This window comes from Pseudomonas sp. UC 17F4, assembly GCF_900101695.1.
Classification (GTDB): domain Bacteria; phylum Pseudomonadota; class Gammaproteobacteria; order Pseudomonadales; family Pseudomonadaceae; genus Aquipseudomonas.
This window is the reverse complement of sequence record NZ_FNKV01000001.1, coordinates 4,752,251-4,770,354: the sequence shown is the minus strand read 5'-3', so window position 1 is coordinate 4,770,354 and position 18,104 is coordinate 4,752,251. Positions and strand designations below refer to the sequence as shown.

Annotated in this window: 8 protein-coding genes; 4 read left to right on the top strand and 4 right to left on the bottom strand. The window is 65.0% G+C overall.

Going from position 1 to position 18,104, the window contains the following annotated elements; translation table 11 throughout:
• Nucleotides 1-4 precede the first annotated feature (4 nt).
• Nucleotides 5-694 (top strand): alpha/beta family hydrolase, encoded by a 690-nt coding sequence (locus BLR26_RS21655; RefSeq protein WP_093385412.1) that lies wholly within the window; start codon nucleotides 5-7, stop codon nucleotides 692-694.
• A gap of 78 nt (nucleotides 695-772) precedes the next feature.
• On the opposite strand, the gene BLR26_RS21650 is transcribed toward BLR26_RS21655, so the two are convergent.
• Both BLR26_RS21650 and BLR26_RS21645 read right to left on the bottom strand, forming a co-directional pair.
• Nucleotides 773-1,057, bottom strand: a complete 285-nt coding sequence (locus BLR26_RS21650; protein WP_010225980.1) for a pyrimidine/purine nucleoside phosphorylase — start codon at nucleotides 1,055-1,057, stop codon at nucleotides 773-775.
• A gap of 70 nt (nucleotides 1,058-1,127) precedes the next feature.
• Nucleotides 1,128-1,679, bottom strand: coding sequence for a 3'-5' exonuclease (locus BLR26_RS21645; RefSeq protein ID WP_045200482.1), 552 nt, complete (start codon nucleotides 1,677-1,679; stop codon nucleotides 1,128-1,130).
• A 207-nt stretch (nucleotides 1,680-1,886) separates the two neighbouring features.
• Between BLR26_RS21645 and BLR26_RS21640 the strand changes: the two genes are divergently transcribed.
• Nucleotides 1,887-2,648, top strand: a complete 762-nt coding sequence (locus BLR26_RS21640; protein WP_045200574.1) for a substrate-binding periplasmic protein — start codon at nucleotides 1,887-1,889, stop codon at nucleotides 2,646-2,648.
• A gap of 62 nt (nucleotides 2,649-2,710) precedes the next feature.
• Entirely contained in the window at nucleotides 2,711-3,724 is a 1,014-nt protein-coding gene (locus BLR26_RS21635) for a GNAT family N-acetyltransferase (RefSeq protein ID WP_045200484.1), read from the top strand.
• A gap of 63 nt (nucleotides 3,725-3,787) precedes the next feature.
• Here BLR26_RS21635 and BLR26_RS21630 read toward each other — a convergent pair whose 3' ends face one another.
• On the bottom strand, nucleotides 3,788-4,318 hold the full coding sequence (locus tag BLR26_RS21630; RefSeq protein WP_093385407.1) for an RNA polymerase factor sigma-70: 531 nt from the start codon (nucleotides 4,316-4,318) through the stop codon (nucleotides 3,788-3,790).
• A gap of 335 nt (nucleotides 4,319-4,653) precedes the next feature.
• Between BLR26_RS21630 and BLR26_RS21625 the strand changes: the two genes are divergently transcribed.
• Nucleotides 4,654-17,616, top strand: a complete 12,963-nt coding sequence (locus BLR26_RS21625) for a non-ribosomal peptide synthetase (RefSeq protein ID WP_093385402.1) — start codon at nucleotides 4,654-4,656, stop codon at nucleotides 17,614-17,616.
• Between the two features lie 4 nt (nucleotides 17,617-17,620).
• Here BLR26_RS21625 and BLR26_RS21620 read toward each other — a convergent pair whose 3' ends face one another.
• Nucleotides 17,621-18,100, bottom strand: coding sequence for a YkgB family protein (locus tag BLR26_RS21620; RefSeq protein WP_045200489.1), 480 nt, complete (start codon nucleotides 18,098-18,100; stop codon nucleotides 17,621-17,623).
• Nucleotides 18,101-18,104: the final 4 nt, after the last annotated feature.

Sequence of the window (18,104 nt, the reverse complement as noted above, 5' to 3'; positions counted from 1 at the left end):
AAGCATGAGTAATGGGCAACTGGCCGGTATTGACGGGGATCAATGGGCGCGGCTGGTCAAAAGCCGCGGCTGGCTGTGGAATGCCCCGCAAAATCAGGGGGATGGCCAGCATTCGGGGTGCCTGATCCTGGCCCATGGCGCGGGTGCGCCGATGGACAGCGGGTTCATGGAGGAAATCGCGCAAAGGCTGGCGGAGCAAGGGCTGGGGGTGCTGCGCTTCGAGTTTCCCTACATGGCCCAGCGACGCATCGATGGTGGCAAAAGGCCGCCAAATCCCCAGGCCAAACTGCTCGAATGCTGGCGTGAGGTGTACAGCCAGGTGCGACCATTGGTCACTGGGACGCTGGCGATCGGTGGCAAGTCCATGGGCGGGCGCATGGCCAGTCTCGTGGCCGATGAGTTGGGCGCTGATGCGCTGGTGTGCCTGGGCTATCCGTTCTATGCCGCGGGCAAGCCAGAAAAACCACGGGTGGCGCATTTGGCCGGATTGCAGACACCGACCCTGATTGTTCAGGGCGAGCGCGATGCCCTGGGCAACCGGCAGACGGTGGAAGGTTATGCGCTGTCGTCAGCGATCGAGCTGTGCTGGCTGCAGGCGGGGGATCATGACCTGAAGCCGCTGAAGGCTTCGGGGTTCAGCCATGCCGATCATCTGGCGACGGCGGCGCAGAGGATCACAGGTTTTTTGCACTGATGGTAGGAGCGGGCTTGTCCGCGATTACGGCGGTGTGGCCACTCGCTGATCGCGGGGCAAGCCCGCTCCTACAGCGGCTTAACCGCGATACTCGCACAGGTAAGCCGTATCAACCGCCACCTTGAGCTGGAACTTGCTGTTGGCCGGGACATTGAACTGGCTGCCCGCGCTGAAAGTTTCCCAGTTGTCGCTGTCTGGCAGTTTGACCGTCAACGCGCCCGAGACCACGTGCATGATTTCGCGCTGGGCAGTGCCGAACTCGTATTCGCCCGGGGCCATTACGCCAACCGTGGCCGGACCTTCAGCGGTGCCGAAGGCGATCGACTTGACCGTGCCATCAAAGTACTCGTTGACTTTAAACATGGGCGACTCCTGAACAGGGGCTAAAAAGGCAGGCCAGTATGCCCAAGGCCCGCAGCGTCGTCATCCGCTTTCAGGTGCCATTGGCCGGCAGGGTCAGGGGCAGCAGGCGGGCAGTGTTGCGCGCGTCTTCCAGGGCGCGGTGCTGCTGTCCGCTGAACTGCAGGCCGGCCAGTTGCAACGCGCCATTGAGGCCCAGCGGGCGCTGCAACTGGCGGGCCTTGGCGAAGCGTTGCTTGAGGTTGATGTGCGGCAGGGTCTGCAGCAGGCTGGCGAGCTGGTACTGCTGCCACTCCTGCAGCAGTTGCTTGCGGTCGTAATCGCCCCAGCTGACCCAGCCCTCCAGGTGCTTGGCATGATGGCCGAGCCAGCGCTCGAACTGCGCCCAGACCTCGGTGAAGGTGGCCGCAGTGTCGACGTTGGCCTGGCTGATGTGCGTCAGTTCACGGCAGAACGGCGTCAGTTGCGGACGCCGGCGCGGGCGCACGAAACGCTGGAAATGCCCGACTTCACGGCCCTGGCGATCCACCAGGGTCGCGCCGATTTCGATGATTTCCATATCCGTGACCGGCCAGCCGCCATCGTCTGTGGTTGCTTCAAGGTCGATCACCAGCCAATGGCCCATAGTAGGCTCCCATACAAGACTCGATAGAGCGTAGCCAAACTCGGGCGCGGCGGGTATCCCCTGGCGTTTTGCCTGCTGCGCTTGGCATAACCGACAGTTGTGCAACGCCCGGAAAACGCCTAGCTTAGGCGGATTCCGGTTCAAATCCGCAAAGAGTGTGTTGCTTTGAGTTCGACGCCCATGCCACAGGCCGTGCCCTTGCTGTTCATGCTTGCCGCGACCTGGCTGTCGCCCTCAGCCTGGGCAGCAGAGGAAATCGAGGTCAAGGTCGGCGCAGCGCATTTTCCACCCTATACCGTACGGCCCGAGCAGGGCGCCGATACCGGCCTGTTGCCGCAATTGATCGAGGCGCTCAACAACACCCAGCAACGTTATCGCTTCGTCCTTGTGCCGACCTCGATCCCGCGTCGTTTTGGCGACTTCCAGCAGGGGCGCACCGACATGGCGATCTTCGAGAACCCTGAATGGGGCTGGCAGCAGATCCCCCATGAAAGTGTCGACATGGGCCTGGAAGACGCCGAAGTCTTCGTCACCCATCGCCAGTCCGGCCGCGATCAGCACTACTTCAACGACCTCAAGGGCAAGCGCCTGGCGTTGTACAGCGGCTATCACTACGCCTTCGCCAGTTTCAATCCCGACCCCAAGTACCTGGCCGACACCTACAACGCGACCCTGACCTATTCCCATGACAGCAACCTGCTGATGGTTCAGCGTGGCCGCGCCGATATCGCCCTGGTGACCCGTTCTTACCTGAGCGATTTTCTCGTACGTAACCCGCAAAGCGCCGACCAGCTATTGGCCTCCGACCGGGTCGACCAGGTCTACCATCACTACGCACTGCTGCGTCCGGGTGCGCCGATCAGCGCTCCGGCGTTTGCCAGGTTGTTGCAGTCGCTGCGCGACAACGGCGCGATGCTGAAAATCTTCCAGCCCTATCGCATCAGCGTCAGCACGCCCAAGGGCGACTAAATTTGCCTGCACAGGCTACGTTCACAAGGGTGAGCCGATCATTCCTTCCGTGAGCCTCGATCATGCCATTCGATTCCGCTTCGCCGACTTTGTCCTTGCCGCGCTGGCGCAGCCTCAGCGCCGATGAAGGTGATTGCCACCTGAGCCTGGTACTTGAAGGCAGCCCGTTGGTGCGGGTGCGCCTGCAGCGGGGCGAGACCTTGCAGGTGCAGCTTGAAGACTACGCGCGCGACCGCGCGCAGCAAGCCCTGTGGGCTGTCTGTTACTGGTTGTTTGCACGCGACCCTGGTTGTCAGCGCCTGACCTGGCAGCTGCATGAAGCGCCGCAGGACGCCCTGAACAGCGGCTTGCTGGTCAGCACACCGAGCCCGGGCCAGTACCTGTGCGAACGCAGCCTGTTCTGGCAATTGCCACAACCCTGGCTCGGCCAGCCCTTCGCAGGCGTGTACCCGCAGCAGATGCAGCTCAGTGACGGCAAGCGCCATCCCCGCCGCGCACCAAAACCGCGTGGCGAAGTGTATCGGCGCTTCGATGCCCGGCTCGGCGCTTGGATCTCGTTACGTACCCTGGAAATCGATCAGGACCTGGAGCGTTTCAACCGCTGGCAGAACAACCCGCGGGTGCTCAACTTCTGGCAGGAGGGGGGCAGCCTCGAACAGCACCGTGACTACCTGAGCAAGCTCGAAGCCGATCCGCACAGCCTGACCCTGATCGGTAGCTTCGACGACCAGCCGTTCGCCTACTTCGAAGCCTACTGGGCCAAGGAAGACCGCATCGCGCCATTCTATGCGGTGGACGACTACGATCGCGGCATCCACATGCTGGTGGGGGAGGAGCAGCATCGTGGCCCGCACAAGGTCGCCAGCTGGTTGTCAGCGCTGGTCCATTACCTGTTCCTGGACGATCCGCGCACCCAGCGAGTAGTGGCCGAGCCACGTGCCGACAACGGCAAGATGATCGGCTACATGCACGAGCAGTGTTTTCATTGCGAGAAGGAGTTCGACTTTCCGCACAAGCGTGCGGCATTGATGATTCTGGGGCGGGAGCGGTTCTTCGAAGGTTGCAGGTTGCTTTGACCCTCAAGCGCGGCAAGCGGCATCACTACCCACTTGCCGCCTGAAGCTTGCAGCTTGTCGCTCTCAAGCCCTCTGGCTTGAGACTTTCCGACAATGTACCAGGGCATCGCGAATCATGAAGTTGACCAAGGTCGGCGAGACGCCCAGTTCCTTAGCGATGTCTTTTTGTGGCACGCCGTGCAGGCGGTACATTTCGAAGGCGTAGCGGGTGCGCTGGGGCAGGTCGTTGAGCGCCTCGGCAATGTGTTCCAGGGTGGCGAAGTTGATATGCGTGGCTTCTGGCGAAGCCCCCTGGATAACGACGTTCAGGCCTTCCTCTTCGCTGCCGGAGTATTTGAGCTCCATGGCCTGCTTGCGGTAGTGGTCGATGGCCAGGTTGCGCACTATCTGGAACAGGTAGCTGAGCTGGGCCTTGAACGAGGAGGTGATCTGCGGCGCTGCGCTGAGCCGGAAGAAGGCATCCTGGACCACGTCTTCGGCCCGGGAGCGACAGCCGGTAATGCGCGCGGCAATCTTCACGAGGATGCTGCGGTTGTCGACAAACGCCTGGAGTAACGGTGAATCGCACTTACTTGTGGATAGTTGTTCCGCCATGGAAATCACCTTATCTCTAAGAGGGAAGTGGAGCGCTCCAGTTTCGGAGGCTTCCTACGACGTGCGACAAACTATTCGTAATGATAATTATTGTCAAATGCGAAAGTTAATAAGTCTCTATGCTTTTTGGTTCTAAGCTTTTACTTTGTGACCGGCTTCAAACTCCAGATTTTTTCACCCGGCCCGACCGGCTGCGCACGTCTTAATTATTTCCTCCGGCCATCCGTTCCTCTCTGTACATCCTCGGCTCCAGCAAGGCGCAACGCGGTGCCAGTGTGCCCGCCCTGCGCTGGCCGAGACCTGATTTCACGTACAGACTCTGGCAGGAACCCCTCATGACGGACGCCTTCGAACTCCCGGTTACGCTGGTCCAGGCGCTGGTTCAACGTGCTGCGCGCACACCCGACCGGGTTGCCTTGCGCTTTCTGGCCGAAGACCCGCGTGATCAAGCCGTGCTTTCCTATCACGACCTCGATCAGCGGGCGCGGACCATCGCCGCGGCTTTGCAGGCACGCACCGAGGTGGGGGACCGCGCCATCCTGCTGTTCCCCAGTGGCCCGGATTACGTCGCAGCGTTCTTTGCTTGCCTGTATGCCGGGGTGATCGCCGTACCGGCCTATCCGCCAGAGTCATCGCGTCGTCACCACCAGGAGCGCCTGCTGTCGATCATCGACGATGCCGAGCCGCGCCTGCTGCTGACCACCAGCGCCCTGCACGACAGCCTGCAGGCTCTCGAAGTGTTGGCCGGGCCCGGCGCGCCACAACTGCTGGCAGTCGACAGCCTGGCCGCTGAACTGGCCGCAGGCTGGCAGGCGCCGCCCCTGCAGGGCGACGACATCGCCTTTTTGCAGTACACCTCCGGCTCCACCGCATTGCCCAAGGGCGTGCAGGTCAGCCATGGCAACCTGGTAGCCAACGAAGTGCTGATCCGCGAGGGCTTCGGCATCGATGTGAACCCTGATGACGTGATCGTCAGCTGGCTGCCGCTGTACCACGACATGGGCCTGATCGGCGGCCTGCTGCAACCGATCTTCAGTGGCGTGCCCTGCGTATTGATGGCCCCGGCGTATTTTCTTGCCCGGCCGCAGCGCTGGCTGCAGGCGATCAGCGATCACGGCGGCACCATCAGCGGCGGGCCGGACTTTGCCTATCGCTTGTGCAGCGAACGGGTCAGCGCCGCGGCAATGGCCAGCCTCGACCTGAGTAAATGGCGGGTGGCCTATTCCGGCTCCGAGCCGATCCGCCAGGACAGCCTGCAGGCCTTCGCCGACAAGTTCGCCGCTTGCGGCTTTGTGCCGGAGAATTTTTTTGCCAGCTACGGCCTGGCCGAAGCCACGCTGTTCGTCAGCGGCAGCACCCGCGGCCAAGGTATTGGCGCACTGGAGCTTGATCGCCAGGCGCTGGCGCGCAACAGCGCCGAAGCGGGCCGGGGCACGGTGCAGATGAGTTGCGGGCGCAGCCAGCCGCTGCATGCGGTGCAGATCGTCGAGCCACACGCGCTGGCACCGCTGGCCGACAACCAGGTCGGTGAAATCTGGGCCACCGGCCCGAGCATCGCCAAGGGCTACTGGCGCAACCCCGAAGCCTCGGCGCGCACCTTTGTCGAGCAGGGCGGGCGGACCTGGTTGCGCACCGGTGACCTGGGCTTCTTGCGCGATGGCGAGCTGTTCGTCACCGGTCGGCTCAAGGACTTGCTGATCGTACGCGGCCACAACCTCTACCCGCAGGACCTGGAAAAGACCCTGGAGCGTGAAGTCGAGGTGCTGCGCAAAGGCCGGGTGGCGGTGTTCGCGGTCGATGACTGCGGCGAGGAGGGCATCGGCGTGGCCGTCGAGGTCAGCCGCAACGTACAGAAAATCATCACCCCTGCGAGCCTGATCAAGACCCTGCGCCAGGTGATCGCCGATGCCTGCCAGCAGGCGCCGGCGGTGGTCCTGCTGCTCAACCCTGGCGCCTTGCCGAAGACCTCCAGCGGCAAGCTGCAGCGCTCGGCCTGCCGCTTGCGCATGGACGATGGCAGTCTCGATTGCTACGCGCGTTTCCCCGACCCGCAAGCAGCAGCGGTGGCTGATCAGGCGGTTGCGGCGACCAGTATGCAAGCCCGGGTTGCCCGCCTGTGGGGCCAATTGTTGGGCCTTGAGCAGATCGCCGCAGACGATCACTTCTTCCTGCTTGGCGGCAACTCCATCGCCGCTACCCAGGCCTGCGCGCACCTGGCCGATGAGTTGGGCATTGAACTGGGTGTGCGGGTGCTGTTCGAAGCGCCGACCCTGGCCGGCTTCAGCGCGGCAGTGGCGGCGTTGCAACACGATGGCGGTGTCGCCCGTGGCGCCATCAGCCGTCTCGACCGCGCCCAGGCGCTGCCGCAGTCGCTGGCACAAAACCGCCTGTGGCTGACCTGGCAACTGCAGCCGCACAGTGCGGCGTACAACATTCCCGGCGCTCTGCGCCTGCGCGGCGAGCTGGACGAAGCGGCGCTGCAGGCCAGCTTCCAGGCCCTGGTCGCGCGGCACGAAGCCTTGCGCACGGTGTTTGCCGAGGAAGACGGCCAGGCCTTGCAGCGCATCCTGCCGAGCCAGGTGTTCAACCTGCAGCGCCTGGACCTGTCTGCCGCCAGCAGCCAGGACGTATTGGCGCAGCGCGAAGCCGAAGCCATGCAGCCCTTCAACCTGCAACAGGGCCCGCTGCTGCGCGTGACCCTGGTGCGGCTGGACAGCGAAGACCATCAGCTGTGGGTGACCCTGCACCACATCATCGCCGATGGTTGGTCGATGAATATCCTCATTGATGAGTTCTCGCGCCTGTACGCCGCCCATTGCCAGGGCCAGCAGGCCCGGCTGCCGGCCTTGAGCCTGGGCTACGCCGACTACGGCAGTTGGCAGCGCCAGTGGCTTGCCGAGGGTGAAAGTGCCCGGCAACTGGCGTACTGGAAGGAACGGCTTGGTGAGCAGCACGCGGTGCTGGACCTGGCCACCGACCACCCGCGCGCCAATCGCCAAAGCAACGCCGCCGCGCGCCTGAGCGTGCGCCTGCAGCCGACCCTGGCCGAAGCCTTGCGCAGCCTGGCCCGTGATCATGACGCAACGCTGTTCATGGTGTTGCTGGCCGGCTTTCAGAGCCTGCTGCACCGCTACAGCGGGCAGACCGACATCCGTGTCGGGGTGCCCAACGCCAACCGCCCGCGCCTGGAAACCCAGGGCCTGGTGGGCTTTTTCATCAACACCCAGGTGCTGCGCGCCGAGCTTGACTCACGCCTGCCGTTCAACCAGCTGTTGGCCCAGGTGCGCGAGCGCAGCCTGGAGGCCCAGGCGCATCAGGACCTGCCGTTCGAGCAACTGCTCGAAGCCTTCCCGCAAACGCGCGAGCAGGGCCTGTTCCAGGTCATGTTCAACCACCAGCAGCGTGACCTCAGCGCCCTGCGTCGGCTTCCCGGGCTGCTGGCCGATGAGCTGCCGTGGCACAGCCGCGAGGCCAAGTTCGACCTGCAACTGCACAGTGAAGAAGACCATCAGGGCCGCCTGAGCCTGTCGTTCGACTATGCCGACGAGCTGTTCGATGCCGCGACCGTGGCGCGCATCAGCGCCCAACTGGTCGGCTTGCTGGAGCAAGTCTGCGCGCAACCGCAGGTCGCCATCGGTGCGCTGCAACTGCTGGACGCCGATGGCCGTGCGCAATTGCTCGCCTGGGGCCAGGCGCCGGCGGCACCGGCACAACAGTGGTTAGTTGAGCAGCTCAACGAACAAGCCCGCCAGACTCCGGAACGCACCGCCCTGGTGTGGCAAGGCGGCAGCCTCGATTACGCCAGCCTGCATCAGCAGGCCAACCGCCTGGCCCATTACCTGCGCGACAAGGGCGTTGGCCCGGATGTGTGCGTGGCTATCGCCGCCGAGCGTTCGCCGCAACTGCTGATCGGCCTGCTGGCCATCCTCAAGGCCGGGGGGGGCTATGTGCCGCTGGATGTCGATTACCCTGCAGAACGCCTGGCCTACATGCTCGCCGACAGTGGTGCCAGCCTGCTGCTGAGCCACAGCGACGTGCTCGAGCGCCTGAGCCTGCCCGCAGATGTCAGCGCCATCGCCATGGACCGCCTCAAGCTCGACAGCTGGCCGTGCCAGCCACCGGGCCTGCACCTGCACGGCGACAACCTTGCCTATGTGATCTACACCTCCGGCTCCACCGGCCAGCCCAAGGGCGTCGGCAATACCCACGCGGCACTTGCCGAGCGCCTGCAGTGGATGCAGGACAGCTATCAACTCAATGACAGCGACGTGCTGATGCAGAAGGCGCCGATCAGCTTCGACGTGTCGGTGTGGGAATGCTTCTGGCCGCTGGTCAACGGTTGCCAACTGGTGCTGGCCGGCCCCGGCGAGCACCGTGACCCGCAGCGTATCGCCGAGCTGGTGCGCGAGCATGGCGTGACCACCTTGCACTTCGTCCCGGCCTTGCTCCAGGTGTTTGTCCAGGAGCCGTTGGCGGCACAGTGCAGCAGCCTGCGCCGGTTGTTCTCTGGCGGTGAGGCGCTGTCGGCCAGCCTGCGTGAGCGGGTGCTGCAGGTATTGCCGCAGGTGGCCCTGCACAACCGTTACGGCCCGACCGAAACCGCCATCAACGTTACCCACTGGCCGTGCAGCGCTGCCGACGGTACGCGTTCGCCGATCGGCCGGCCGCTGGCTAACGTACTGTGTAGGGTGCTCGACGATGAACTCGAACTTACCTCGCCCGGCGTGCCGGGTGAACTGTACCTGGGCGGCGTCGGTCTGGCCCGGGGTTACCTGGGACGCGCGGGACTGACCGCCGAACGTTTCGTGCCGCAGCCCGATGGCGACGGCCAGCGCCTGTACCGCAGTGGTGACCGGGCGCGCTGGCTGGCTGACCTGGGGGCGCTGGAGTACCTGGGCCGCCTTGATCAGCAGGTCAAGCTGCGCGGTTTTCGGGTCGAGCCCGAAGAGGTCGAGGCTTGCCTGCTTAAGCAGCCCGGCGTCGAGCAGGCGCTGGTGATGATTCGCGACACCCCTGCCGGCCCGCAACTGGTCGGCTACTACAGCGGTATCGACGCGAGCGGGCAGATGCTGGCCGCCCTGGCCGAGCAATTGCCTGCCTATATGGTCCCGGCGCAACTGGTTCACCTGGCGCAGATGCCGCTGGGCCCGAGCGGCAAGATCGAGCGCAAGGCCTTGCCCGAGCCGCAATGGCAATCGCGTGAACACATCGAGCCGGGCAGTGCCCTGCAGCAGCAGATCGCCGCGATCTGGCGCGAGGTGCTGGGCATCCCGCGGGTTGGCCTGCAGGATGACTTCTTCGCCCTCGGTGGCCACTCGTTGCTGGCCACCCAGATCATTTCCCGTACCCGCCAGGCCTGCAACGTCGAGTTGCCGCTGCGCACGCTGTTCGAGGCCAGCGAACTGGGGGCCTTTGCCGCTGCGGTTGAGGCGATCCAGCACAGTGGCGCGCGCAACCTGCAGGGCGAAATCCAGCGCATCGACCGTCGCCAGGCGGTGCCGCTGTCCTACTCCCAGCAGCGTATGTGGTTCCTCTGGCAGATGGAACCCGACAGCCCGGCCTATAACGTCGGCGGCATGGCGCGCCTGAGCGGGGTGCTGGATGTCAGCCGCTTCGAGCAGGCGTTGCAGGCACTGATCGTGCGCCACGAAACCCTGCGCACCACCTTCCCGAGCATCGACGGCGTGCCGTACCAGTGCGTGGCCGAAGACAGCAACCTGCAGATGAGCTGGCTGGATTTTTCCAGTTATGGCGTGGTGGATCGCCAGCAACGCCTGCAGGCCTTTGCCGATGAGCAGGCGCACCAGCCGTTTGACCTGGAGCGCGGGCCGCTGCTGCGCGCCTGCCTGGTCAAGGCCGGCGAGCGTGAGCACTACTTCGTCCTGACGTTGCACCACATCGTCACCGAAGGCTGGGCCATGGACATCTTTGCCCGCGAGCTGGGCGAGCTGTACGAGGCCTTTGTCGACGAGCGCGAATCGCCGCTGCAGCCCTTGCCGGTGCAGTACCTGGACTACAGCGTATGGCAGCGCCAGTGGCTGGAGAGCGGCGAGCGTCAGCGCCAGCTCGACTACTGGCAGGCCAAGCTGGGCGATGAGCACCCGGTGCTGGAACTGCCTGCCGACCGCCCGCGTCCGGCGGTGCAAAGCCACCGTGGCGAGCTCTATCGTTTCGACCTGAGCCCGGAGCTGGCGGCGCGGGTGCGTGCCTTCAATGCCGAGCGCGGTCTGACCCTGTTCATGACCATGACCGCCACCCTGGCGGCGCTGCTGTACCGCTACAGCGGCCAGCGCGACCTGCGCATCGGCGCGCCGGTGGCCAACCGCATTCGTCCGGAAAGCGAAGGCCTGATCGGCGCCTTCCTCAACACCCAGGTGCTGCGTTGCCAGCTCGACGGGCAGATGCGCGTTAGCGAGCTGATCGAGCAGGTACGCCAGACCGTGATCGATGGCCAGTCCCATCAGGACCTGCCTTTCGATCAATTGGTCGAGGCCCTGCAGCCGCCCCGCAGCAGTGCCTACAACCCGCTGTTCCAGGTGATGTGCAACGTCCAGCGCTGGGAGTTCCAGCAAAGCCGCGAGCTTGCCGGCATGCAGGTCGAGTACCTGGTCAACGACGCCCGTGCGACCAAGTTCGACCTCAACCTGGAAGTCACCGACCTCGACCGCCGCCTGGGTTGCTGCCTGACTTACAGCCGCGACCTGTTCGACGAACCACGCATCGCACAAATGGCCGGCCACTGGCAGAACCTGCTGGTGGCGCTGCTGGGTGATCCCGAGCAGCGCCTGGGCGAGTTGCCGTTGCTGGCGGCGGTCGAGCAACAGGCGTTGTGCGACTCGCTCAAGGGTGACAACAGCCTGGCGCTGGATCAGACCCTTGAGCAGCTGTTCAGCGAACAAGCTGCGCGCCAGCCCGAGGCCCTGGCCCTGACCTTTGCCGGTCAGCACCTGAGCTATGCCGAGCTCGATGCTCGCGCTAACCAGTTGGCCCGGGTGCTGCGCGAGCGCGGCGTCGGCCCGCAGGTGCGTGTCGGCCTGGCCCTGGAGCGTTCGCTGGAACTGGTGGTGGGCTTGCTGGCAATCCTCAAGGCCGGCGGCGCCTATGTGCCGCTCGACCCTGAGTACCCGCTGGAGCGCCTGCACTACATGATCGAGGACAGCGGCATCGCCCTGTTGCTGGGCCAGCGGGTACTGTTCGAAGCCCTCGGCGAGTTGCCGGCCAAGGTCGGCCGCTGGTGCCTGGAAGACGACCGTGACGGCCTTGCCGCGTATAGCCGCGAAGCCTTGCCGTCGCTGACCCTGCCGGCCCATCAGGCCTACCTGATCTACACCTCCGGCTCCACCGGCAAGCCCAAAGGCGTGGTGGTCAGCCATGGTGAAATCGCCATGCACTGCCAGGCGGTGATCGAGCGCTTCGGCATGCGCAGCGACGATTGTGAGCTGCATTTTTATTCGATCAATTTCGACGCGGCCAGTGAGCGCCTGCTGGTGCCGCTGCTCTGTGGCGCGCGGGTAGTGCTGCGTGCCCAGGGGCAGTGGGGCGCGGAAGAAATCTGTAAGCTGATCCGCGAGCAGCAGGTATCGATCCTTGGCTTTACCCCAAGTTACGGCAGCCAGCTGGCGCAATGGCTGGCCAGCCGCAACGAAGCGCTGCCGGTGCGCCTGGTGATCACCGGCGGTGAAGCACTGACCGGCGAGCACCTGCAGCGCATTCGCCAGGCCTTTACCCCGCAGCAGTTTTTCAACGCCTATGGCCCGACCGAAACCGTGGTCATGCCCCTGGCGTGCCTGGCCCCCGCGCAACTGGAAGCCGGCGCCGCTAGCGTGCCGATCGGCAGCGTGGTCGGTGCGCGCACCGCGTACATCCTCGATGCCGACCTGGCCCTGTTGCCGCAAGGCGGCATTGGCGAGCTGTACGTCGGTGGCGCCGGCCTGGCCCAGGGTTACCACGAGCGCCCGGGCTTGAGCGCCGAGCGTTTTGTTGCCGATCCGTTCAGCGCCAATGGCGGGCGCCTGTACCGTACCGGCGACCTGGTGCGCCAGGGTGCTGACGGGCTGGTGGAGTATGTCGGTCGAATCGACCATCAGGTGAAGATTCGCGGCTTTCGTATCGAGCTGGGTGAGATCGAAACCCGCCTGCTTGAACACCCGGCGGTGCGCGAGGCTGTGGTGCTGGCCCTGGACATGCCCGGGGGCAAACAACTGGCGGGCTATCTTGTCTGCGACCAGGCCCTGGCGGATGCCACCGAACAGGCCGCGCTGCGTGATGCACTGAAGGCGCAGCTGCGCCTGCAGCTGCCGGACTACATGGTGCCGACTCACCTGGTACTGCTTGAACAGCTGCCGCTGATGGGCAATGGCAAGCTCGACCGCCGCGCCTTGCCGGCGCCGGACCTGGAGCAGGGCCGCCAACGTTATGAAGCGCCGCGCAGCGAGCTGGAGCAGCAACTGGCGACGATCTGGCGCGAGGTACTGAACGTTCAGCAGGTCGGCCTGCAGGACAACTTCTTCGAACTGGGCGGTGACTCGATCCTGTCGATCCAGGTGGTCAGCCGTGGGCGTCAGGCGGGGCTGCATTTCACCCCGCGCGATCTGTTCCAGCACCAGACCATCCAGACCCTGGCGACCGTGGTCAGCCGCAGCGAAACCAGCCAGATTGATCAGGGCCCGCTGAGCGGCCGCGCGGCGTTGACGCCGATCCAGCACTGGTTCTTCGACAGCGATGTGCCGCACCCTCAGCACTGGAACCAGGCGGTATTGCTGGCACCCGCCGAGCGTTTGCACGGCAAGCCCCTGGAGCAGGCCTTGCAGCAGTTGCTGCAGCAGCATGATGCCTTGCGCCTGCGCTTCACCCAGGCAGGCGGCCAGTGGCACGGCGAGTACGCCCAGGCCGACCAGCGCGAGTTGCTCTGGCAGGCCTCGGTAGCCGACCTGGGCGACTGCCAGGCGCTGTACAGCGATGTCCAGCGCAGCCTCGACCTGGCAGACGGGCCGCTGCTGCGCGCCTTGCTGGTCGAAGACGGCGAGGGCCGCCAGCGGCTGTTGCTGGCGATCCATCATCTGGTGGTCGATGGTGTGTCGTGGCGGGTGTTGCTGGAAGACCTGCAAGCGCTGTACCGCGGTCAGCCGCTGGCGGCCAAGACCCGCGCCATGAGCGACTGGGCGGCGCGCCTGCTGGCTTATGCCGGCAGCGACTCGCTGCGTGACGAGCAAAGCTGGTGGCAAGCGCAACTGAGCCGCGCCAGCCGCGAACTGCCCTGCGATCACCCGCAGGGGGCGAACCTGCACCAGCAGGCGCAGACCCTCAGCGTACAGTTGGACGCGACCCATACCCGGCAATTGCTGCAGGAAGCGCCCGCTGCTTATCACACCCAGGTCAACGACCTGCTGCTGACCGCCCTGGCTCGCGTGCTGTGCCGCTGGAGCGGCGACAGCTCGGTGTTGGTGCAACTGGAAGGCCATGGTCGGGAGAACCTGTTCGAAGACATGGACCTGACCCGCAGCGTCGGCTGGTTCACCAGTGCCTATCCGCTGAGCCTGAGCCCGCATAACGTCGAAGAGGCGGCTGGGCAGGGCGCTTCGATCAAGGCCATCAAGGAGCAATTGCGCACGGTGCCGCACAAGGGCCTGGGCTACGGTGTGCTGCGCTACCTGGCCGATGCGCCGGTGCGCGAAGCCATGGCCGCGTTGCCCCAGGCGCGGATCACCTTCAATTACCTGGGCCAGTTCGACCAGCAGTTCCAGGCCGGCGCGCTGTACCAGCCGGTGGATGAAAGCGTCGGGCTTGCCCATGCGCTGGAGGCGCCGCTGCCCAACTGGCTGAGCGTCGATGGCCAGGTGTACGGTGGTGAGTTGCAGTTGCGCTGGACCTTCAGCCGTGAGCGCTATGACCAGGAAACCATCGAAACCCTGGTCGAAGCCTACCGGCTCGAACTGATTGCCCTGATCGAGCATTGCCTGGCGCCGGGCACTGGCAGCTTCACGCCATCGGACTTCCCGCTGGCGCAATTGAGCCAGGAGCAGATCGATGCCTTGCCGGTCGCCGCTGCACAAATCGACGACGTCTATCCGCTGACGCCGATGCAGGAGGGCCTGCTGCTGCATACTCTGCTGGAGCCGGGCACCGGCATCTACTACATGCAGGACCGCTACCGGATCAACAGCGCGCTGGACCCGCAGCGCTTTGCCCAGGCCTGGCAAGCGGTGGTTGGCCGTCACGAAGCCTTGCGCGCCTCGTTCTGCTGGAACGCCGGCGAGGCCATGCTACAGATCATTCACAAACCGGGGGCGACGGCGGTCGACTATCAAGACTGGTCGGGTATCCCTGAAGCTGAACAGGAAGCGCGCCTGCAGGCATTGCACAAGCACGAGCGCGAGGCCGGTTTCGACCTGCTTCAGCAGGCGCCGTTCCACCTGCGCCTGGTGCGGGTGGGCGAGGACCGCTACTGGTTCATGATGAGCAACCACCACATCCTCATCGATGCCTGGTGCCGTTCGCTGCTGATGAATGACTTCTTCGAGATCTACCTGGCCCTGGGCGAGGGCCGTCAGGCGCAACTGCCGGTGCCGCCGCGCTACCGCGACTACATCAGCTGGCTGCAGCACCAGAACCTGGACGAGGCGCGCCAGTGGTGGCGCAACAACCTCGAAGGTTTCGAGCGCAGCACCGCGGTGCCCAGCGACCGGCCATTGCTGCGTGACCATGCGGTGGAAAATGCCGGAATGGTAGTCGGCGATTGCTACACGCGCCTCGATGCCACCGATGGCGCCCGCTTGCGCGAGCTGGCCCAGGCTCATCAGCTGACCATCAACACCTTTGCCCAAGCCGCCTGGGCGCTGGTGCTGAGCCGCTACAGCGGCGAGCGCGACGTGGTTTTCGGCGTCACCGTGGCGGGCCGGCCGGTGAGCATGCCGCAGATGCAGCGTACGGTCGGGCTGTTCATCAACAGTATCGCCCTGCGGGTAAAACTGCCGGCCGCGGGCGAGCGCTGCAGCGTGCGCCAGTGGCTGCAAGGCCTGCTGGAACGCAACATGGAACTGCGCGAGTACGAGTACCTGCCGCTGGTGAGCATCCAGGAATGCAGCGAACTGCCCAAGGGCCAGCCGCTGTTTGACAGCCTGTTCGTGTTCGAGAACGCGCCGGTGGAGGTTGCCGTACTCGATCGCGCGCAAAGCCTCAACGCCAGCTCCGATTCCGGGCGCACCCACACCAACTTCCCGTTGACCGCGGTCTGCTACCCGGGCGATGACCTGGGCCTGCATTTGTCGTTCGACCAGCGCTACTTCGACACTGCCACGGTCGAGCGCTTGCTGGCCGAATTCAAGCGCCTGCTGCTGGCCCTGGCCGACGGCTTCCAGGGCGAGGTCAGCGAGTTGCCATTACTCGGTGAAGCCGAGCGCAGCTTCTTGCTCGACGACTGCAACCGCAGCGAGCAGGCCTACAGCCTTGAGCAAAGCTACGTCGAACTGTTTGAGGCGCGGGTTGCCGCGCATCCACAACGCACTGCTGCGCGCTGCCTGGAACACTCGCTGAGTTACCTCGAGCTCAACCGCCAGGCCAACCGCCTGGGCCATGCGCTGGTGGCCGCCGGCGTGGCAATCGATCAGCCAGTGGCGCTGCTGGCTGAACGCGACCTGCCGCTGCTGGGCATGATCGTCGGCAGCTTCAAGGCCGGCGCCGGTTACCTGCCGCTGGACCCTGGCCTGCCGGGTGCACGCCTGCAGCGGATCATCGAACTCAGTCGTACCCCGGTGCTGGTGTGCAGCGCAGCCTGTGCCGAGCAGGGCCGTGCTCTGCTTGATGAGCTCAGCTGTGCCGGGCGGCCGAAGTTGCTGGTCTGGGAGCAGGTCCAGGCAGTCGTCGGGCCGGATGCTAATCCAGGTATCTACAGCGGGCCGGACAACCTTGCCTATGTGATCTATACCTCAGGCTCCACCGGCCTGCCCAAGGGGGTGATGGTCGAGCAGCGCGGCATGCTCAACAACCAGTTGAGCAAGGTGCCGTACCTGCAACTGGACGAGCAGGATGTGATTGCCCAGACCGCCTCGCAAAGTTTCGATATCTCGGTCTGGCAGTTCCTCGCCGCACCGCTGTTCGGGGCCCAGGTAGCCATCGTGCCGAACGCCATTGCCCACGACCCGCAAGGGTTGCTGGAACACGTGCAGGCTACCGGCATTACCGTACTGGAAAGCGTGCCGTCGCTGATCCAGGGCATGCTCGCCAGCGAGCAGCAACAGCTCGATGGCTTGCGCTGGATGCTGCCGACGGGCGAAGCGATGCCGCCGGAGCTGGCTTGGCAGTGGCTGCAGCGCTACCCGCACATCGGCCTGGTCAATGCCTATGGCCCGGCCGAGTGTTCCGATGACGTGGCGTTCTTCCGCGTCGATGCTGCCTCGACCCGTGGCAGTTACCTGCCAATCGGTACGCCGACCGACAACAACCGCCTGTACCTGATAGGCGACGATCAGCAACTGGTGCCGCTGGGCGCCGTCGGTGAGTTGTGTGTGGCCGGTACCGGTGTCGGCCGTGGTTATGTCGGCGACCCGCTGCGCACTGCGCAAGCCTTCATCCCGCACCCGTTCGGCGCACCGGGCGAGCGCCTGTATCGCAGCGGCGACCTGGCGCGCCGGCGGCCTGACGGCGTGCTCGAATACGTCGGCCGTATCGACCATCAGGTGAAGATCCGCGGCTACCGCATCGAGCTGGGCGAGATCGAAGCGCGCCTGCATGAGCAAAGCGCGATTCGCGATGCGGCGGTCGGCGTGCAGGACGGGGTCAATGGCAAGCACCTGGTCGGCTATCTGGTGGCCAGCACTGCGGGTGTCGATACCAGCGTGCTGCTGGAGCAAGTCAAGCAGCGCCTGCGTGCCGAGTTGCCGGAGTACATGGTGCCGCTGCACTGGGCCTGGCTCCAGCAACTGCCGCTCAATGCCAACGGCAAGCTCGACCGCAAGGCCTTGCCGGCCATCGACATCGGCGCCCAGCACAGCCAGGCCTACCTGGCGCCGCGCAGCGAACTGGAGAGCACCCTGGCCGGGATCTGGGCCGAGGTGCTCAAGGCCGAGCGGGTCGGGGTGCGCGACAACTTCTTCGAGTTGGGCGGGCATTCGCTGCTGGCCACCCAGATCGCCTCGCGGGTGCAAAAGGTGCTGCAACTGAACGTGCCGCTGCGGGCGATGTTCGAGTGCAGCACGGTCGAGGAGCTGGCAACCTATGTCCAGAGCCTGAAGGCCAGTGAGCTGAGCGATGACAAGGTCGACCGTCTCAGTGACCTGATGGCTGAACTGGAAGCGCTGTAGGGCTTCAGGCCGGGGTGGGGCTGTTGCGCTGCAGGTCGTGCTTGAGCAAGGCGACTGAAGCGGCCAGCAGCACGGCGTCCTTGATCAGGAAGGACGTCGCCCCGCCCATGGCCGGGAACCCGCCAGCACTGTTCTCCCAGCCGCCCGGAGTGGTAACGATCAGGGTCAGGGTGGTGGCGTAGGTGAGCACCGAGCCCAGGGCGCCGATCACCGCCAGCCGTGGTTGCCAGATGCCGGCCAGCAACGCCGCGCCAATCGCCCATTCCGCCACGCCCAGCGCATAGCTGGCGCCGTGGATGCCAAAGGCCAGGTGCAGCCAGGACAGCAACGGGCTGTTGTCGATCAGCGGGATCAGGGCCTGGGCTTCGTAATCGAACCACTTGGCATAGCCAAAGCCGAAGAAAATCAGGATCAGGCTCCAGCGCAGCAGCTGGATGTCCAGGGAGGAGCGGATGAAGCGGTCAAGGTAGGCAGGGCGGGTCATGGCG

Excerpts from the sequence above, each read along its gene's own strand:
- BLR26_RS21655 (WP_093385412.1), top strand. The coding sequence starts at position 5 with ATGAGTAATGGGCAACTGGCCGGTATTGACGGGGATCAATGGGCGCGG.
- BLR26_RS21650 (WP_010225980.1), bottom strand. The coding sequence starts at position 1,057 with ATGTTTAAAGTCAACGAGTACTTTGATGGCACGGTCAAGTCGATCGCC.
- BLR26_RS21645 (WP_045200482.1), bottom strand. The coding sequence starts at position 1,679 with ATGGGCCATTGGCTGGTGATCGACCTTGAAGCAACCACAGACGATGGC.
- BLR26_RS21640 (WP_045200574.1), top strand. The coding sequence starts at position 1,887 with ATGCTTGCCGCGACCTGGCTGTCGCCCTCAGCCTGGGCAGCAGAGGAA.
- BLR26_RS21635 (WP_045200484.1), top strand. The coding sequence starts at position 2,711 with ATGCCATTCGATTCCGCTTCGCCGACTTTGTCCTTGCCGCGCTGGCGC.
- BLR26_RS21630 (WP_093385407.1), bottom strand. The coding sequence starts at position 4,318 with ATGGCGGAACAACTATCCACAAGTAAGTGCGATTCACCGTTACTCCAG.
- BLR26_RS21625 (WP_093385402.1), top strand. The coding sequence starts at position 4,654 with ATGACGGACGCCTTCGAACTCCCGGTTACGCTGGTCCAGGCGCTGGTT.
- BLR26_RS21620 (WP_045200489.1), bottom strand. The coding sequence starts at position 18,100 with ATGACCCGCCCTGCCTACCTTGACCGCTTCATCCGCTCCTCCCTGGAC.